The organism is Paraburkholderia sp. (assembly GCF_050742655.1).
Classification (GTDB): domain Bacteria; phylum Pseudomonadota; class Gammaproteobacteria; order Burkholderiales; family Burkholderiaceae; genus Paraburkholderia.
The window spans coordinates 395107-408786 of record NZ_JBOIGG010000003.1; the positions used below are offsets into that span (position 1 = coordinate 395107).

Here is a 13680-nt window from a genome sequence, read left to right on the forward strand (position 1 = left end):
CACTGTGAAAGTGTCCGTGATCGTGCCGACCTGGCGGCGCACCGCCGACCTCGCCCGTTGCATCGTTGCGCTCGACGCGCAGCGCCGGCTCGCGGACGAAGTGATCGTGGTCGCGCGCGCAGAAGACGGCGCAACGCTCGAATGGCTGCGCGCACGTGAAGCCGAGCGGCCCGACGCGCGCCTCACGATCGCGCTCGTCGAACGGCCGGGCGTCGTCGCCGCGTACAACCGCGGGCTCGACTGCGCGACCGGCGATGTCGTCTGCTTCACCGACGACGACGCCGCTCCGCACGACGACTGGATCGAACGCATCGCCCGCGCATTCGAAGACGATCCGGCATTGGGCGGACTCGGCGGCCGCGACATCGTGCATCAACACAACCGCATCCTGCAGGGCGAGAAGCCCATCGTCGGGCTCGTGCGCTGGTATGGCCGCACGATCGGCAACCATCACATCGGCCACGGCGCGCCGCGCGAAGTGAACATCCTGAAGGGCGTGAACATGACGTTCCGCCGCGACGCGATCGGCACGCTGCGCTTCGATTCGCGGCTGCGCGGCAGCGGCGCGCAGGTGCATTGCGAAATGGCGTTCAGCCTCGACGTCGGACGGCGTGGCTGGACCCTCGTGTACGACCCGTCGCTGCTCGTCGAGCACTACCCGGCGCCGCGCGGCGACGAAGACCAGCGTTTCACGTTCAACGACACGGCGTTCTACAACGCGTCGTTCAACCTCCGACTCATCATGTGCGAACACCTGTCGCCACCAGGCCGATGGGCGTTCGTCGCGTATTCCGCGTTGATCGGCGACCGCGCCGATCCCGGACTCGCACGTGCCCTGTCGCTCGCATTACGCGGCGACGGACCGGGGCTCGCGCTGCGCAAATGGTGGGTCGGTCTACGTGCGATGCACGGAGCCTGGCAGGAGGCTATCCGCTAGCAACGATCGGAAGCAACCGGCTGGAAACAATCGGCGTGAGCAATCACGCGGGGGACTATAAACATGAATACCAGGAAACTTGCCATCCTGCTTGCGGCGACCTCGCTCAGTGCGTGCTCGCTCGCCCCGGGACCGTATCTGGACAACGACCGGCTCGACCAGACGACGATCCCGCAACGTACCGCGGAGCGTTACGTCGTGCGACCGATCGACGTCGCGTACTTCCGCCAGGAACGCGCGGCGTACAAGCCCGCGGTGTGCGCGCTCACGTGCCTCACGCCGCAGGCGCGCAAACAGTACGAGTATCACCTCGGCATCGGCGACCAGCTGACGATCATCGTCTGGGACCATCCCGAGCTGACCGGTACCGGCTTTTCGAGCCCGGTGTCACTGCCGCCGCTGCCGTCGGTCGGCCAGAGCGCCGGCGCCGGTGGCGTGTCGAGCGCGGGTGAGGGCGGCACCACCGGCCCGTCGTCAAACGGCGCGAGCGGCTCGGGTAACGGCGGTGCCGAAGGCGGTTTGACCGTGCGCGTCGCGGGCAACGGCACGATCTTTTTTCCGCGTGTCGGCCGCCTTCACGTGACCGGCAAGACCGTGCAGCAGATCCAGGAGACGCTCACGCGCTCGCTCGCGCGGACGATCCGCAATCCGCAGATCGACGTGCGCGTGTCCGGCTTCAACAGCCAGACCGTGCAGGTCACCGGCAACCTGCGCAACCCGACGCTCGAATCGATCACCGATTCGCCGCTTACCGTGCTCGACGCGATCAATCGCGCGGGCGGCGCGCAACCGGATGCGGATCTGCAGAACGTCGGCGTCACCCGCAACGGCAAGCGCTACACGATCGACGTCGCGGCGCTGCTCGAAACCGGCGATACGCAGCAGAACGTGCTGCTGCAGGACGCCGACATCATCGACGTGCCGGACCGCTCGAACAGCCGCGTGTTCGTGCTCGGCGAAGTGGTGAAACCCACCTCGCTGCCGATGAACCGCGGCCGCCTGACGCTCGCCGACGCGATGACCGGCGCAGGTAGCCTCGACCCGAAAACCGGCGATCCACGTTACGTGTACGTGATCCGTGGCGCGGACAAGACGTTGAACCCCGACGTCTACCGCCTCGACATGACCCAGGTCGACGCGCTGATGCTGATGACCAAGTTCGAACTGCAACCGAAGGACGTCGTGTACGTGCAGGTCGCGAGCGGGGCGCGCTTCAACCGTGCACTCGAACAGATTTCGCCGACGCTCGAAACGCTCTTCTTCACCAGACAGTTGACCCGCTAAGTCTTCGCTACCGGATGGAGTAACACGATGGGTACCTATGACATGCTCGAGCACGCTCCCGCGGCGAGCGACGACGAAGACGCAGTGACGCGCGACCTGCTGCGGATGATCGTCGACCAGATAGGCTGGGTGATCGGGATCGCCGCGTGCGTGATCCTCGCGTCGGTCGTCTACACGAAGATCGCGACGCCGATCTATTCCGCCGACGTGCTGATCCAGGTCGAGTCGCAGACCGGCAACGGCGGCGGCTCGACGTCGCAGGCACTGGCCGCGCTGGTGCCGTCGGCGGGCGCGATGCATACCGACGCGGAGATCGAGATCATCAAGAGCCGCGCGGTGGTCGAACCGGTGGTCGAGCAGTTCAAGCTGAACATCGGCGCGTCCGCGCATACGATGCCGATCCTCGGCAAGCTCACCGCGATGTTCGCGCATCCGGGCAGGCCATTGCCCGCGCTGTTCGGCATGCGCTCGTATGCATGGGGCGGCGAGCAGTTCGAACTCGATGCGCTGACGGTGCCCAAGTCCCTGCAGGGCGCGCGGCTCACGGTGCGCGCGCTCGGCGACGGACACTACGAACTGCTCGATGCCTATGGGCAGACGCTGCTGACAGGCGTCACCGGTTTCGCGGCGAGCGGCAACGGGATCACGATCCGCGTGGACAAGCTGGTCGCGCGGGCGGGCACCGAGTTCTACGTCACGCGGCTGAATCAGCTCGATGCGGTCGCGCAGCTGTCGTCGGGGTTGCAGGTCGCGGAGAAAGGCCGCGAAACGGGCGTCGTTCAGTTGTCGTACATGGGCACCGACCCGCATGCGATCACCGCGATCGCGAATGCCGTTGCCGCGTCGTATCTGCAGCAGCGTACCGAACGCGCGCAGGAGGAAGCGAGCCGCATGCTGTCGTTCCTGAACAGCGAACTGCCGCGCCTGCGCGCGGAAGTACATCAGGCGGAAACGGCCTTATCCGAGTACCAGTCGCGCGTCGGTTCGTTCCAGCCGACGCAGGAAGCGTCGGTGTATCTGACGGGTGGGCTCGATTACGAGAAGCAGATCGCGTCGCTGCGCATTGCGCGCGCACAGCTGATGCAACGTTTCACCGCCGAAAGCCCCGAGGTCAAAGCCGTCGACTCGCAGCTCGCCGCAATGACCGACGAGAAGAACCGCTTCGAAGACCACTTCAAGACACTACCGAGTTCCGAGCGCGACGCCGTGGCACTGCAGCGTAACGCGAAGGTCGCCGAAGAAATCTACGTCGCGCTGCTTAACAAGACCCAGGAGCTGTCGATCTCGCGGGCCGGCACGATCGGCAACGTGCACATCGTCGATGAAGCACTGCTGCCGGCCGCACCGGTGCGCCCGAAGGCCGCGCTGATCATCTCCGCGGGCACCGTGCTCGGCATCATCGCTGGCATCCTGTTCGCGTTCTGCCGGCGCACGTTCTTCACCGGGATCGCCGATCCGGAATTCATCGAACGACGCTTCCAGATGCCGATCTTCGGCTCGATTCCGCTCAGCTCGGAACAGGTACATCTCGACCGGCTCGTCGCGAGTGCGCGCGCGCTGCTGCCCGGCGCACCCGCGCGCAGCACTGGCCTGCCGGCACTGCCGGGCGCGCTCGCGCGCCTGGTGCGTCCGCGCGCCGAGCTCGCGGCACGGCCAACACCGGTGCGCGTCAAGACCGGCGCGCAGTCCGTCATGCCGCGCGCGAACCCGCCGGCGCGCTCGCTGCTCGCGACGACGCGGCCGTTCGACATCTCCGTCGAAGGGCTGCGTGGCCTGCGTGCGACGCTGCAGTTCGGGCTGATCGATGCGCCTAACCGGATCGTCGCGATCACGAGCCCGGCGCCGTCCGACGGCAAGAGCTTCCTGTGTGCGAACCTTGCTGCGCTGCTCGCGGAATCGGGCAAGCGCGTGCTGCTGATCGACGCCGATCTGCGCCGCGGTCGTCTCGCGCAATACCTCGGACGTTCGCCGCACGGCGGCCTCACGGAACTGCTGACGGGCCAGGCGGACATCGAGGTCGTCACGCGGCCGACCGGCGTCGAGGGGCTGCACTTCATCGCCGCGGGCGCGTATCCGCCGAACCCGTCGGAGATCTTGACGTCGTCACGTTTCGGCGAAATCCTGGCGCGCTTCGAGCAACAGTTCGACATCGTGCTCGTCGATACCCCGCCGCTGCTCGCTGTGGCGGACGCAGCGATCATCGCGCACATCGCGGGCTCGACAGTGATGGTGATGCGCGCAGGCGCGCATACCGAACGCCATATCGCCGAGTCGCTTAAAAAATTGCGGCGTGCGCGGGCGCGGTTGATCGGCGGGGTGATGAATGCGGTGCCGTTGAAGAGCGGTGGGCGGTATGGGACTTATGATTATGCTTACGCGTACACGTATACGTCGAATGATCCGGGTTCGGGGGATGTTTCCAGGTGAGTGAGGGGAGTTGCTGCTTGTGTGGTATGGGCGCTTGCAGATTCGCTTGCCTGCACTGGCGATATGGTCGTCATCGCCGTGGCGATCAAGATGACAGCGAAGGTTTGGCGCGGCATTTCTTGCTCAGTACGGTCGCACGCCCACGCGCGAATGCAGGCTGGCATAGATAAGGCAGAAGGCCAGAAACAGGTACAAACCGCACATTGCAAATCGCATGATCTTTGCCACCCGATCGAAGTCGGCGAGTAACGCACCGCCGACCAGAAGCACTCCAACACCGGTAAAAAACATGCTCGCAATGCTTCCATTGCCGCCAACCTCCATACCGTCCGCAATGCTGGTGTAGTTGAAACTGATGAGTTGCCGAAACTGCTCTGCAGAACGCAGGTCCATCAAGGTTCCGAAGCTCAAGATGGACCCCGCGAGCAATAGCACACCGGAAAGCAATGCCAGTCCGATCCGAAAGAGTTTTCTCATGCGTCATCCTATAGCGTAGTCGGCCTGCGTTTCCGCGTAGGCCAGAATGAACAGAACTACTACCGCGAGCACCGTTAAGCGCAAAATCCCGACCCACGAGGTTCGTTGACGTGATGTGGACCGGGCGCAATAGACGCAAAATCCGGCGAACAGCAACACATAGAAACGGCTCGCCAGTACCTCAGTCTCTGGCAATGCACGATCCGCGTAATTGGCCCAATGCCACGTTAGCGCTTTAAGCGCAAGAGCATTCATCAGTACAGTGGGCCTGATCAACAGTGCAGGAGGTGGTGAGCCCGCTCCCACGTAACAGAGCACCAATGCCACTGCTACGATAGCCGCGGTGATCAAAGGTGATTGAAGTCGAGAAAATTCCATCTCACGTGCCCTGACATGGTTGGCCATACGTCACTATCCCAATCATGGTAATTTCCATATTGCCGCTGATAAAGCCACTGACCACCGTGATTCTCGTAGATCGCGGTCTGCACGGGAACGCCTAGATAGATTGGACTTTCCCTGTCATACGCAGAGAGACGATGGGCAAATTTTTTGAGAATCCACCCGATAGCTCTGCGAATGTTCGAATCAAGGCCAGGGAAATTACCCTGCATTATTTCAATTCGATTTTTTGATATGGATGTGAGTACCTGTACGTGCTCCTTGTTCCATTTTAGGAAGAGATCTCCACGTTCAAGATCACTATCTGCGATAGAACGGACATTCCTCGCGATATCGTGAGCACCTGTGACTGCGGCAAGGTCGGCCGCGAACCCCGCTGGAGTTAGCGGAGCTGTCTTATAACCGGACTTGTAATCGGGATCGACATTCTTAAATACCGCGGCCCCTGTAACGATCTTCAGTGGAAGCTTATTTCGCGATGCGAACTCTACAAGAATTTCAAATGCGAAATCCTCACAGGTAAACCGATTCGTGTCCGTGCCCGTTGCCTTCGATCCATCGACAGGCTCGTTTTCCACGTCGGACATATGCACTTTGCGGGCTGCAATTTCTCGGGCCAATCCTGGAACAGCCGCATGGTAACGAGAGATCCAGGAATCGCTCCAAATTCGCGTATGAACCCAATAGACCTTGCACTGCACCGTCACCGGTCGCTTGTCATTCACAGGCGTCATGAGTGCACTTGCTAACTGCATTGCTCTACCCTCTGCTAACGTGTAAGAGACGTTGAATCTGATCAGCACTCTCTGCCGAAGAGATATTAATGAGGCTACCTGCGGGAATCGTGTCACTGCTACTCTGCCCGTTTGCCCCTCTCCGTACGTGAGGAAGTCTCTCCAGGTAGCTATCGTCGCTGTCGAGAATGCGGAAGTGCTGAGCGCGGCCGACGTGCGAGGACATTTCGTTGCTACTCCGAAACATGCGACAAAAGGCGGACCTGACGGATCTGGTCAGCGGATACCCGTTGCGTCAAGCCCTTTGCCGACGTCAAGCCTTTAACGATTTGCCCATCCGACGCCTCAAGCCTGTACGGAAGTCCGACTACCGGAGTACCGTCACTGTTGACGATCCTGAAGTGTTGATCTACCGCACTAGCCGACGTATCAACTGGCGTCACAGAGCCGGCAAAACCACGAACCTCCGTAGCACCCAAACCCTCATCGCATTCAAGAAAAATGCCGGGATTACTACCAACAATGACCCGGTTCTTCTTGCACGGACACAGGACGAGATCACCATCGACAACGACACATCGCCCCTTGCCGAACATCCCTTTGCCAGTGCCATATATCTTCCAAACACCCTTGCAGTTGCCACATGTCACGTCATCGCCGCTCAGAGCAACTTTCTTCCCGTTGTCGTGAATCGTGGACGACAACGCGATGACGAAACCGCGCGTTGTCGTCGGATCACCATGGCGTACGGCTGCTTTACGCATCGACAGCATCTCCGTTATCGCCAGGCCAAAATCCCCGGCACTCGAAGCCACGGTATCGACGATCCACTCGGCTGTCCAAGCACGTATCGAATCCGACGTTTCCGCGAACCTTATCGGTCCAGCTCGCTGCGAAACGCAGGCTGAAAACAAAACAAGGCTGGCGGTCCGCGCAAATCCTGCGCACACCGCCAGCCTTGTTTTACGCCGCCGTTTCCCTCAGCCGCACTAGCCCATCAGAAAAACCCGCTCAAAGAAACCGGCTCACATCCGTATGAAACCGCACGGCCAGCGCCTTCGCGACATTCTTGCTGATCGCACGGCGCCCCGCGAGGATGTCGCTGATGACGGTCGGCGACGCGATGTCTGACAGATCCTTCTGCCGCAGCTTGTGCATCTGCAGCAGGTAGCGCAGCACGTCGCGCGGCGTCGCTTCCGGCAGCGTCAGCAGCGCCGCCTGTTTCGCCTCCCACGCGGCGATCAGCGTCGTCGCGATCTCGAGCAGATCGGCGAGCGGCGCGGGCGCGGCGCCCTGCAGATGAGCGGTCAGGTCCTTCGCGAACTGCCTGAGTGTCTCGTAGTCCTTCTCGCTGCGAACCGGGGTCAGCGGTACCTGATTCTGCAACGCAGCCCAGGCCTCGGCGATGGCGGGAAACGATCCCGCGATGCGATCGGCGTTCATATTTTCTGGTTCTTCCTCGTGCTCGCGCCGTGCGCCGTCCGCATGCATCTCGCGGACGAACGACGGCTGTCTGTTGGTATCGGTATGGGTCGAAAAATCGGCGGGTGGTGTCACGTTCATACGCTCATCGTCCCCACATGCTGCTTTGCGCGGAGTCACGTGGCCACGCGGGATCGAGCGCCTGTACCGGGCGACGACCGCGCGCGCCGGCAGCCGCGACCGCGCGCGTGACCTCGACCATGAACGCGCGCCGGAACGTCGCAGCGGAAAACTGCTCCGCGTTCGCGCGGCACACGGCCGGCAGGATCGCCGCGCGATTGCGCTCGAAGCGATCGACCGCATCGAGCAGCGACGACACGCTCTGCTGCGTGAAGTGCACGCCGGTCGGTTGCGGTTCGCCAAACGGCACGACGGTTTCGAGCGCCCCGCCCTTGCCGTAAGCGATCACCGGTGTGCCGCACGCCTGCGCTTCGACGACCGCGATGCCGAAGTCCTCCTCGGCGGCAAACACGAACGCTTTCGCGCGCTGCATGTGGTCCTTCAGCACGGAGAACGGCTGATACCCCATGATCTCGACGTTCGGGCCGGCCTTCGCGCGGATCTTCTGCATCTCGGGACCGTCGCCGATCACGACAAGCTTGCGTTGCGGCATCGCGGTGAACGCGTCGACGATCAGATCCATCCGTTTGTACGGCACCATCCGCGATGCGGTCAGGTAGAAGTCGTCCTTCTGCTCGTGGACGTCGAAGTGATGCACGTCGACGGGCGGCGCGATCACCGAAGCCTCGCGCCGATAGGTCTTCAACATGCGGCGCGCAACGAAATGCGAATTCGCGATCAGGCAGTCGACGCCATTCGCGGAGCGCGCGTCCCAGCCGCGCAGATAGTGCAGCAGCGCGCGCGTCGCCCACGAGCGCGGGCCGCGTGTCAGATGCGCTTCGCGGAGATACTGGTGCTGCAGGTCCCACGCATAGCGCATCGGCGAATGCACGTAGCTCACGTGGACCTGGTCCGGACCGACCAGCACACCCTTTGCAACCGCATACGAACTCGTGACGATCAGGTCGTAGCCCGACAGATCGAACTGCTCGACCGCGAGCGGCATCAACGGCAGATACGCGCGATAGCGCCGCCGGGCGAACGGCAGGCGCTGGATGAACGAGGTCGTCACGGGTTTGCCGCGGACCGGCGCGCGATCTTCGAGAAAATCGACGAGGCTGAACAGATCAGCATCGGGAAAACACTGGACGATCTGCTCCAGTACTTTCTCCGCACCGCCTGGCGCCACGAGCCAGTCGTGCACGATCGCCACTTTCATGATCTCGCTACCTGTAGAAAGGCGCATGGACGTCCCCATCGCCACGCAGTCGAGTGTACGAGCCGAGTCTCGCGCCGTGCGTGCGCACGGCCACACTGCGCGCGCGACAGTGCGCGAATAATTGAATCTCGCGATCCTTGTCTCGATATTCCGCCGACTTGTTTCGTTATTCGATGCGTTGTTTGCCGCGCTGTTTACCGTTTTATTTGTATCTCGATTTGTTTCCTTACTCGTCTCTTTATTCGCACCGCGCCGATGAACGCTCCCCGCCTCGCTCCGTCACTTCCGCTCGCTCCCGCCGATCCACGCGACAACACCGCGGTCGCGCGTGCGCCCACCGTGCTGTTCGTCGACCAGAGCGGACAACTAGGCGGCGCCGAATTCACGTTGCTGCCGCTCGCCGGGCTGTGTGCGCCGCGCAGCGAAGTCGTGCTCCTGTCGGATGGCCCTTTCCGCACGCGGCTCGAAGCGCTCGGCGTACGCGTGCGTGTGATCGGCGATGTGCGCGTGTCGCGCATCAGGCGGCAGTCGCTGCCCTTTGGCTGGCTGCGCGCGCTACCCGCAATCGTGCGCCAGGCATGCGCCCTTGCGCGCGAAGCGAAACGCTTCGACGTGCTGTTCCTGAACACGCAGAAGGCGCTCGTGCTCGGTGCGCTCGGTAAGCCGCTGCATCGTCGGCCGGTGATCTGGCATCTGCACGACATCATGTCGCCGGAACACTTCGGGACGGCGCAGCGCGTGGTCGTCAAATGGCTCGTGCGCCATGCGGTCGATCACGTGGTCGCAAACTCACACGCTTCCGCACAATCGCTTGCGGCGTTGACGGGACGCGCATCCGACACGCCGCCGGTCGTGTACAACGGCATCGACACGCATGCATTCGACACGCCCGTCGCCGAACATCCTGACGACGTCGCCGCATTGCGCCGGCGTCTCGGGCTGCCGGAGCATGCGTGGCTCGCGGGACTATTCGGGCGGCTCGCGCCATGGAAAGGTCAGCACATCGCGATCGATGCACTCGCGCGACTACCCGATGTGCAACTGGTGCTGGTCGGCGCGGCGCTGTTCGGTGAGGACGCGTACGCGCAGCAGTTGCGCGAGCAGGCCAGGCGGCTCGGCGTTGCGGATCGGGTGCATTTCGCGGGCTTTCGCGACGACATGCCCGCATGGATGAAAGCGATGGACGTGGTGCTGCATACGTCGACGGATGCGGAGCCGTTCGGCCGCGTAATCGTCGAAGGAATGGCGGCCGGACGGCCGGTGATCGCGACAGCCGCGGGCGGTGTCACCGAGATCGTGCGGCACCGGCAGAACGGCTGGCTCGTCGAGCCGGGCGACGACGTCGCGCTCGCCGACGCGATCCGCACGCTGCACGCGTCGCCTGAGCTCGCACAGCGTCTTGCCAGGCAGGCGCTCGTCGACGTGCGGCGCGATTTTTCGCTCGACGGCTTTCTGCGCCGGATGACGCAGGCCATCGCCGACACAGCGAAATAAACGACGTCATGCCGCTACCGGTAGAAGCCACGACGCAACGCCTATAATCGCCGCAGACCAACCTGCGGCGAACATAACAATGAATCGGCATGCACGGACAAGCGTACGGGCGGTAAGCGGACTCGCAGCAATGGTGATCGTCGCTCTCGTTACTGGGTGCGCGAACGGTGACCTGTGGCAAGCAGGACCTTCGCGGGAGGAAGTCGCGCAGGCGTGCCTCACGCAACTCGGCACCCCCGCACCGTCGCTCGATCAACTCGACCGCAAGCAGTGGTCGCGCTATGCCGGGTGCACGATCGGCCGCAATCTGCGCACCCGTCAAGGCGAAATCGAAGGTTATCCGGAGTCCGTCGTGTCGGTGCGCTTTGCGCCGGACGGCGCCTTCGCATCGGCGAGTCTGCTACAGAGCAGCGGCAATGCCGCGTGGGACACAGCCACCGAACGCGCGATCGCCGCCGCATCGCCGCTACCTCACGCACCGGCGGGGACGTCGGTCACACGCATCGATCTGCACTTCCGGCCGAACATTCAGGTCGGCCTGTCCGACCAGAGCAACTGGTCCGTCAAGCATTGCACGATGGCTGGCACCGCAAAGACCTGCGAATGAGATCGGGCAGCAACGAACGTCCTACTTGCCGTATTCGATCGTCTCGACGCCGTGCTCCGCGCCGATCAGGCACAGGTTCGCGCCGCGCGCGGCGAACAGACCCACGGTGACGACGCCGGGCCAGCCGTTGATCAGCGCTTCGAGCGCACGTGGATCGTCGATCCGCAGACCCTTCACGTCGATGATCTCGTTACCGTTATCGGTGATGAACGGCGTGCCGTCCTTCGTCACGCGCACCACCGGCACGCCGCCGAGTGCCGCGATGCGGCGGCCGATCGCGATGCGCGCCATCGGCACGACCTCGACGGGCAGCGGGAACTGGCCAAGCACCGCGACGCGCTTCGACGCATCGGCGATGCAGACGAACACCTCCGCCACCGACGCGACGATTTTCTCGCGTGTCAGCGCCCCGCCGCCGCCCTTGATCATCGCGCCGCTGGCGTCGATCTCATCGGCGCCGTCGACGTACACCGGCAGCGTGTCGATCTCGTTCAGATCGAACACCTTGAAGCCATGCGACTGCAGACGCGCGGTCGTCGCGACCGAACTCGACACTGCGCCACGATAGCGCGACCGGCTCGCGGCGAGCGCATCGATGAAACAGTTCGCGGTCGAGCCGGTACCGACACCGATCACGGCGCCTTCGGGTACGTGCGCGTTCACGTAGTCGGCGGCGGCGCGGCCGACCAGTTGCTTGAGTTCGTCTTGAGTCATGGCAAGAAGAGCGGGAGGCGGGAAAGACTGGAGTTTACCGGAGTCGCGAGGCTGGCCGGATTCACGGTCCAGGTTGCGCATCCGGTGTTGCTGGTGCTGTAGATGTGGCGGGCAGATACTTGTCGAGCAGTGCCTGCGCGATCGCGTCGGTCTCGGCATCGGCGTGGCCGCTATAGTCGGCGGGTCGGAAGTGCATCTGGAACGCCGCGAATACGCGGCGTGTACGTTCGTCGAGCACGCCGTCGGTCGCGACGTCGTAGCCGTAGCGCGCGAGCTTCTGCTGCAGCGACTGCACGTCGGCGGGCGCGTGCGGATCGCGTCCGGCCAGATCGCGATCGACCGTCGCCGCATCGGGCCACGCGCCCACACCTGCGTCATAGAGCTGCTTCCACGGAAACAACGGGCCTGGATCGATCTTGCGTTGCGGCGCGATGTCACTATGACCGACGACGCGCGTCGGTGCAATCGCGTAGCGCGTGACGATGTCCTTCGACAGGCGGATCAGCGCATCGACCTGCGCCGGCGGGTACGGTTGCCAGCCACGGCCCTGCGGTGTATCGATGGGCCCGAGGTTGACGTTCTCGATGCCGATCGACGCTGCATTCAGCTCAGTGGTTCCCTGCCAGGCACTCGCGCCCGCGTGCCACGCGCGCTGCGACTCCGGTACCAGTTGCCACACGACCGGCTCGCCGTTGCGGATCTGCGGCGCATCTGGCACGACGTAGTGCGCGCTGACGCCCTCGGTGGTCAGCACCTGCAGCGAACGCTGCTCGTCGATTTCGGTGTAATGCATCACGAGAAAGCGCACGCGAGAATCGACGTTCTGCGCGTGGTAGCGCGTATCGGCGACGTAGGTGCCGCGATCGATCGACGTAGTCGAGCATGCGGCGAGCAGCAATGCTAGCGACGCGAACGCGACGACTTTTGGTACGACACGTGTGTAGCGATGGTTCCGCGCAGACATGGTTAAACCTGCGCGTTACGCGTTGCCCTTCACCGCCCGCTGCCGCACCGCCTCGAACAGACACACGCCGCTCGCAACCGACACGTTCAGGCTCTCGACCGTGCCTGCCATCGGAATCTGCATGACCTGATCGCAGGTTTCGCGCGTGAGCCGGCGCATGCCCTCGCCTTCGGCGCCCATCACGATCGCGACGGGGCCGTCGAGCTTCGTGGCGTAGAGGCTCGCGGTCGCGTCGCCCGACGTGCCGACGATCCACACGCCCGCCTCTTTCAACTCGCGCAATGCGCGGGCGAGATTCGTCACAGTGATGTACGGCACGGTGTCCGCAGCGCCGCTCGCGACTTTCGCGGCGGTTGCGTTCAGCCCCACTGCACGGTCGCGCGGCACGATCACCGCGTGCGCGCCGGCCGCATCGGCGACGCGCAGACACGCGCCGAGGTTGTGCGGATCGGTGACGCCGTCGAGCACCAGCAGCAGCGGCGAACCTTCCACACCGTCGAGCAGCTCCGCGAGATTCTGCGCGAGCGGCAGGTCGCCCGCGCGCGCGACGACGCCTTGATGACGCTCGGTTCGCGCGAGACCCCACAGGCGCGTTTCGTCGGCGGCGATCAGACGAACGCCCGCGTCTTTCGCGACGCTCAGGAACTCTTGCATCCGGCGATCGCGCCGCGTCGCGTCGTAGTAGACGTCTTCGACCGTCGAAGCATCGTGCCGCATACGTGCGGTCACCGCGTGAAACCCGTAGAGAATCTTGAGACGTGACATGACTGAACAACCTTTGTAGATGCGTTTTCTTCGATGCGCGGCCGGCGAGCAATCAACGGCCGGCCCGGGATCGGACGACCCATGCAAAACGCGCGCAGCGCGGCGAACCTGCCC

At 63.6% G+C, this 13680-nt stretch carries 13 protein-coding genes; 5 read left to right on the forward strand and 8 right to left on the reverse strand.

Annotated features, from left to right (window positions below; genetic code table 11):
• Positions 1 to 4: 4 nt before the first annotated feature.
• The 3 genes from ACREXZ_RS06960 (at position 5) to ACREXZ_RS06970 (ending at position 4648) form a co-directional block, all read left to right on the forward strand.
• On the forward strand, positions 5 to 937 hold the full coding sequence (locus tag ACREXZ_RS06960; protein WP_431763299.1) for a glycosyltransferase family 2 protein: 933 nt from the start codon (positions 5 to 7) through the stop codon (positions 935 to 937).
• Between the two features lie 63 nt (positions 938 to 1000).
• Complete coding sequence (locus ACREXZ_RS06965; protein WP_431763300.1) at positions 1001 to 2221, forward strand: polysaccharide biosynthesis/export family protein; 1221 nt, start codon at positions 1001 to 1003, stop codon at positions 2219 to 2221.
• Positions 2222 to 2248: 27 nt separating this feature from the next.
• Positions 2249 to 4648: a polysaccharide biosynthesis tyrosine autokinase gene (locus ACREXZ_RS06970; protein ID WP_431763301.1), complete on the forward strand. Its 2400-nt coding sequence runs from the start codon at positions 2249 to 2251 to the stop codon at positions 4646 to 4648.
• Between the two features lie 123 nt (positions 4649 to 4771).
• Here ACREXZ_RS06970 and ACREXZ_RS06975 read toward each other — a convergent pair whose 3' ends face one another.
• From ACREXZ_RS06975 to ACREXZ_RS06995, 5 genes are all read right to left on the reverse strand, one after another.
• Positions 4772 to 5125 (reverse strand): hypothetical protein, encoded by a 354-nt coding sequence (locus ACREXZ_RS06975; protein ID WP_431763302.1) that lies wholly within the window; start codon positions 5123 to 5125, stop codon positions 4772 to 4774.
• Between the two features lie 347 nt (positions 5126 to 5472).
• Complete coding sequence (locus tag ACREXZ_RS06980; protein ID WP_431763303.1) at positions 5473 to 6261, reverse strand: hypothetical protein; 789 nt, start codon at positions 6259 to 6261, stop codon at positions 5473 to 5475.
• Between the two features lie 233 nt (positions 6262 to 6494).
• The gene (locus ACREXZ_RS06985; protein WP_431763304.1) at positions 6495 to 7076 is read right to left on the reverse strand and encodes a PAAR domain-containing protein; all 582 of its coding nucleotides are present in this window, start codon (positions 7074 to 7076) and stop codon (positions 6495 to 6497) included.
• 196 nt (positions 7077 to 7272) lie between these two features.
• A complete protein-coding gene (locus ACREXZ_RS06990; RefSeq protein WP_431763365.1) occupies positions 7273 to 7704 on the reverse strand; it encodes a helix-turn-helix domain-containing protein in 432 nt (143 codons plus the stop codon).
• 124 nt (positions 7705 to 7828) lie between these two features.
• Positions 7829 to 9061 (reverse strand): glycosyltransferase family 4 protein, encoded by a 1233-nt coding sequence (locus tag ACREXZ_RS06995; protein ID WP_431763305.1) that lies wholly within the window; start codon positions 9059 to 9061, stop codon positions 7829 to 7831.
• A 216-nt stretch (positions 9062 to 9277) separates the two neighbouring features.
• On the opposite strand from ACREXZ_RS06995, the gene ACREXZ_RS07000 reads away from it, so the two are divergent.
• On the forward strand, positions 9278 to 10516 hold the full coding sequence (locus ACREXZ_RS07000) for a glycosyltransferase family 4 protein (RefSeq protein WP_431763306.1): 1239 nt from the start codon (positions 9278 to 9280) through the stop codon (positions 10514 to 10516).
• A 130-nt stretch (positions 10517 to 10646) separates the two neighbouring features.
• Positions 10647 to 11123: an energy transducer TonB gene (locus tag ACREXZ_RS07005; protein WP_431763307.1), complete on the forward strand. Its 477-nt coding sequence runs from the start codon at positions 10647 to 10649 to the stop codon at positions 11121 to 11123.
• A gap of 21 nt (positions 11124 to 11144) precedes the next feature.
• On the opposite strand, the gene rpiA is transcribed toward ACREXZ_RS07005, so the two are convergent.
• The 3 genes from rpiA to rlmB all read right to left on the reverse strand — a co-directional run bounded on the left by rpiA (position 11145) and on the right by rlmB (position 13566).
• A complete protein-coding gene (rpiA, locus tag ACREXZ_RS07010; protein ID WP_431763308.1) occupies positions 11145 to 11837 on the reverse strand; it encodes a ribose-5-phosphate isomerase RpiA in 693 nt (230 codons plus the stop codon).
• A 61-nt stretch (positions 11838 to 11898) separates the two neighbouring features.
• Positions 11899 to 12801, reverse strand: coding sequence for an N-acetylmuramoyl-L-alanine amidase (locus ACREXZ_RS07015; RefSeq protein ID WP_431763309.1), 903 nt, complete (start codon positions 12799 to 12801; stop codon positions 11899 to 11901).
• A 15-nt stretch (positions 12802 to 12816) separates the two neighbouring features.
• Entirely contained in the window at positions 12817 to 13566 is a 750-nt protein-coding gene (gene rlmB / locus ACREXZ_RS07020) for a 23S rRNA (guanosine(2251)-2'-O)-methyltransferase RlmB (protein WP_431763310.1), read from the reverse strand.
• Positions 13567 to 13680: the final 114 nt, after the last annotated feature.

Excerpts from the sequence above, each read along its gene's own strand:
- ACREXZ_RS06980 (WP_431763303.1), bottom strand. The coding sequence starts at position 6,261 with ATGACGCCTGTGAATGACAAGCGACCGGTGACGGTGCAGTGCAAGGTC.
- ACREXZ_RS07000 (WP_431763306.1), top strand. The coding sequence starts at position 9,278 with ATGAACGCTCCCCGCCTCGCTCCGTCACTTCCGCTCGCTCCCGCCGAT.
- rpiA (WP_431763308.1), bottom strand. The coding sequence starts at position 11,837 with ATGACTCAAGACGAACTCAAGCAACTGGTCGGCCGCGCCGCCGCCGAC.
- ACREXZ_RS06970 (WP_431763301.1), top strand. The coding sequence starts at position 2,249 with ATGGGTACCTATGACATGCTCGAGCACGCTCCCGCGGCGAGCGACGAC.
- ACREXZ_RS06975 (WP_431763302.1), bottom strand. The coding sequence starts at position 5,125 with ATGAGAAAACTCTTTCGGATCGGACTGGCATTGCTTTCCGGTGTGCTA.
- rlmB (WP_431763310.1), bottom strand. The coding sequence starts at position 13,566 with ATGTCACGTCTCAAGATTCTCTACGGGTTTCACGCGGTGACCGCACGT.
- ACREXZ_RS07015 (WP_431763309.1), bottom strand. The coding sequence starts at position 12,801 with ATGTCTGCGCGGAACCATCGCTACACACGTGTCGTACCAAAAGTCGTC.
- ACREXZ_RS06965 (WP_431763300.1), top strand. The coding sequence starts at position 1,001 with ATGAATACCAGGAAACTTGCCATCCTGCTTGCGGCGACCTCGCTCAGT.
- ACREXZ_RS06990 (WP_431763365.1), bottom strand. The coding sequence starts at position 7,704 with ATGAACGCCGATCGCATCGCGGGATCGTTTCCCGCCATCGCCGAGGCC.
- ACREXZ_RS06995 (WP_431763305.1), bottom strand. The coding sequence starts at position 9,061 with ATGGGGACGTCCATGCGCCTTTCTACAGGTAGCGAGATCATGAAAGTG.
- ACREXZ_RS07005 (WP_431763307.1), top strand. The coding sequence starts at position 10,647 with ATGGTGATCGTCGCTCTCGTTACTGGGTGCGCGAACGGTGACCTGTGG.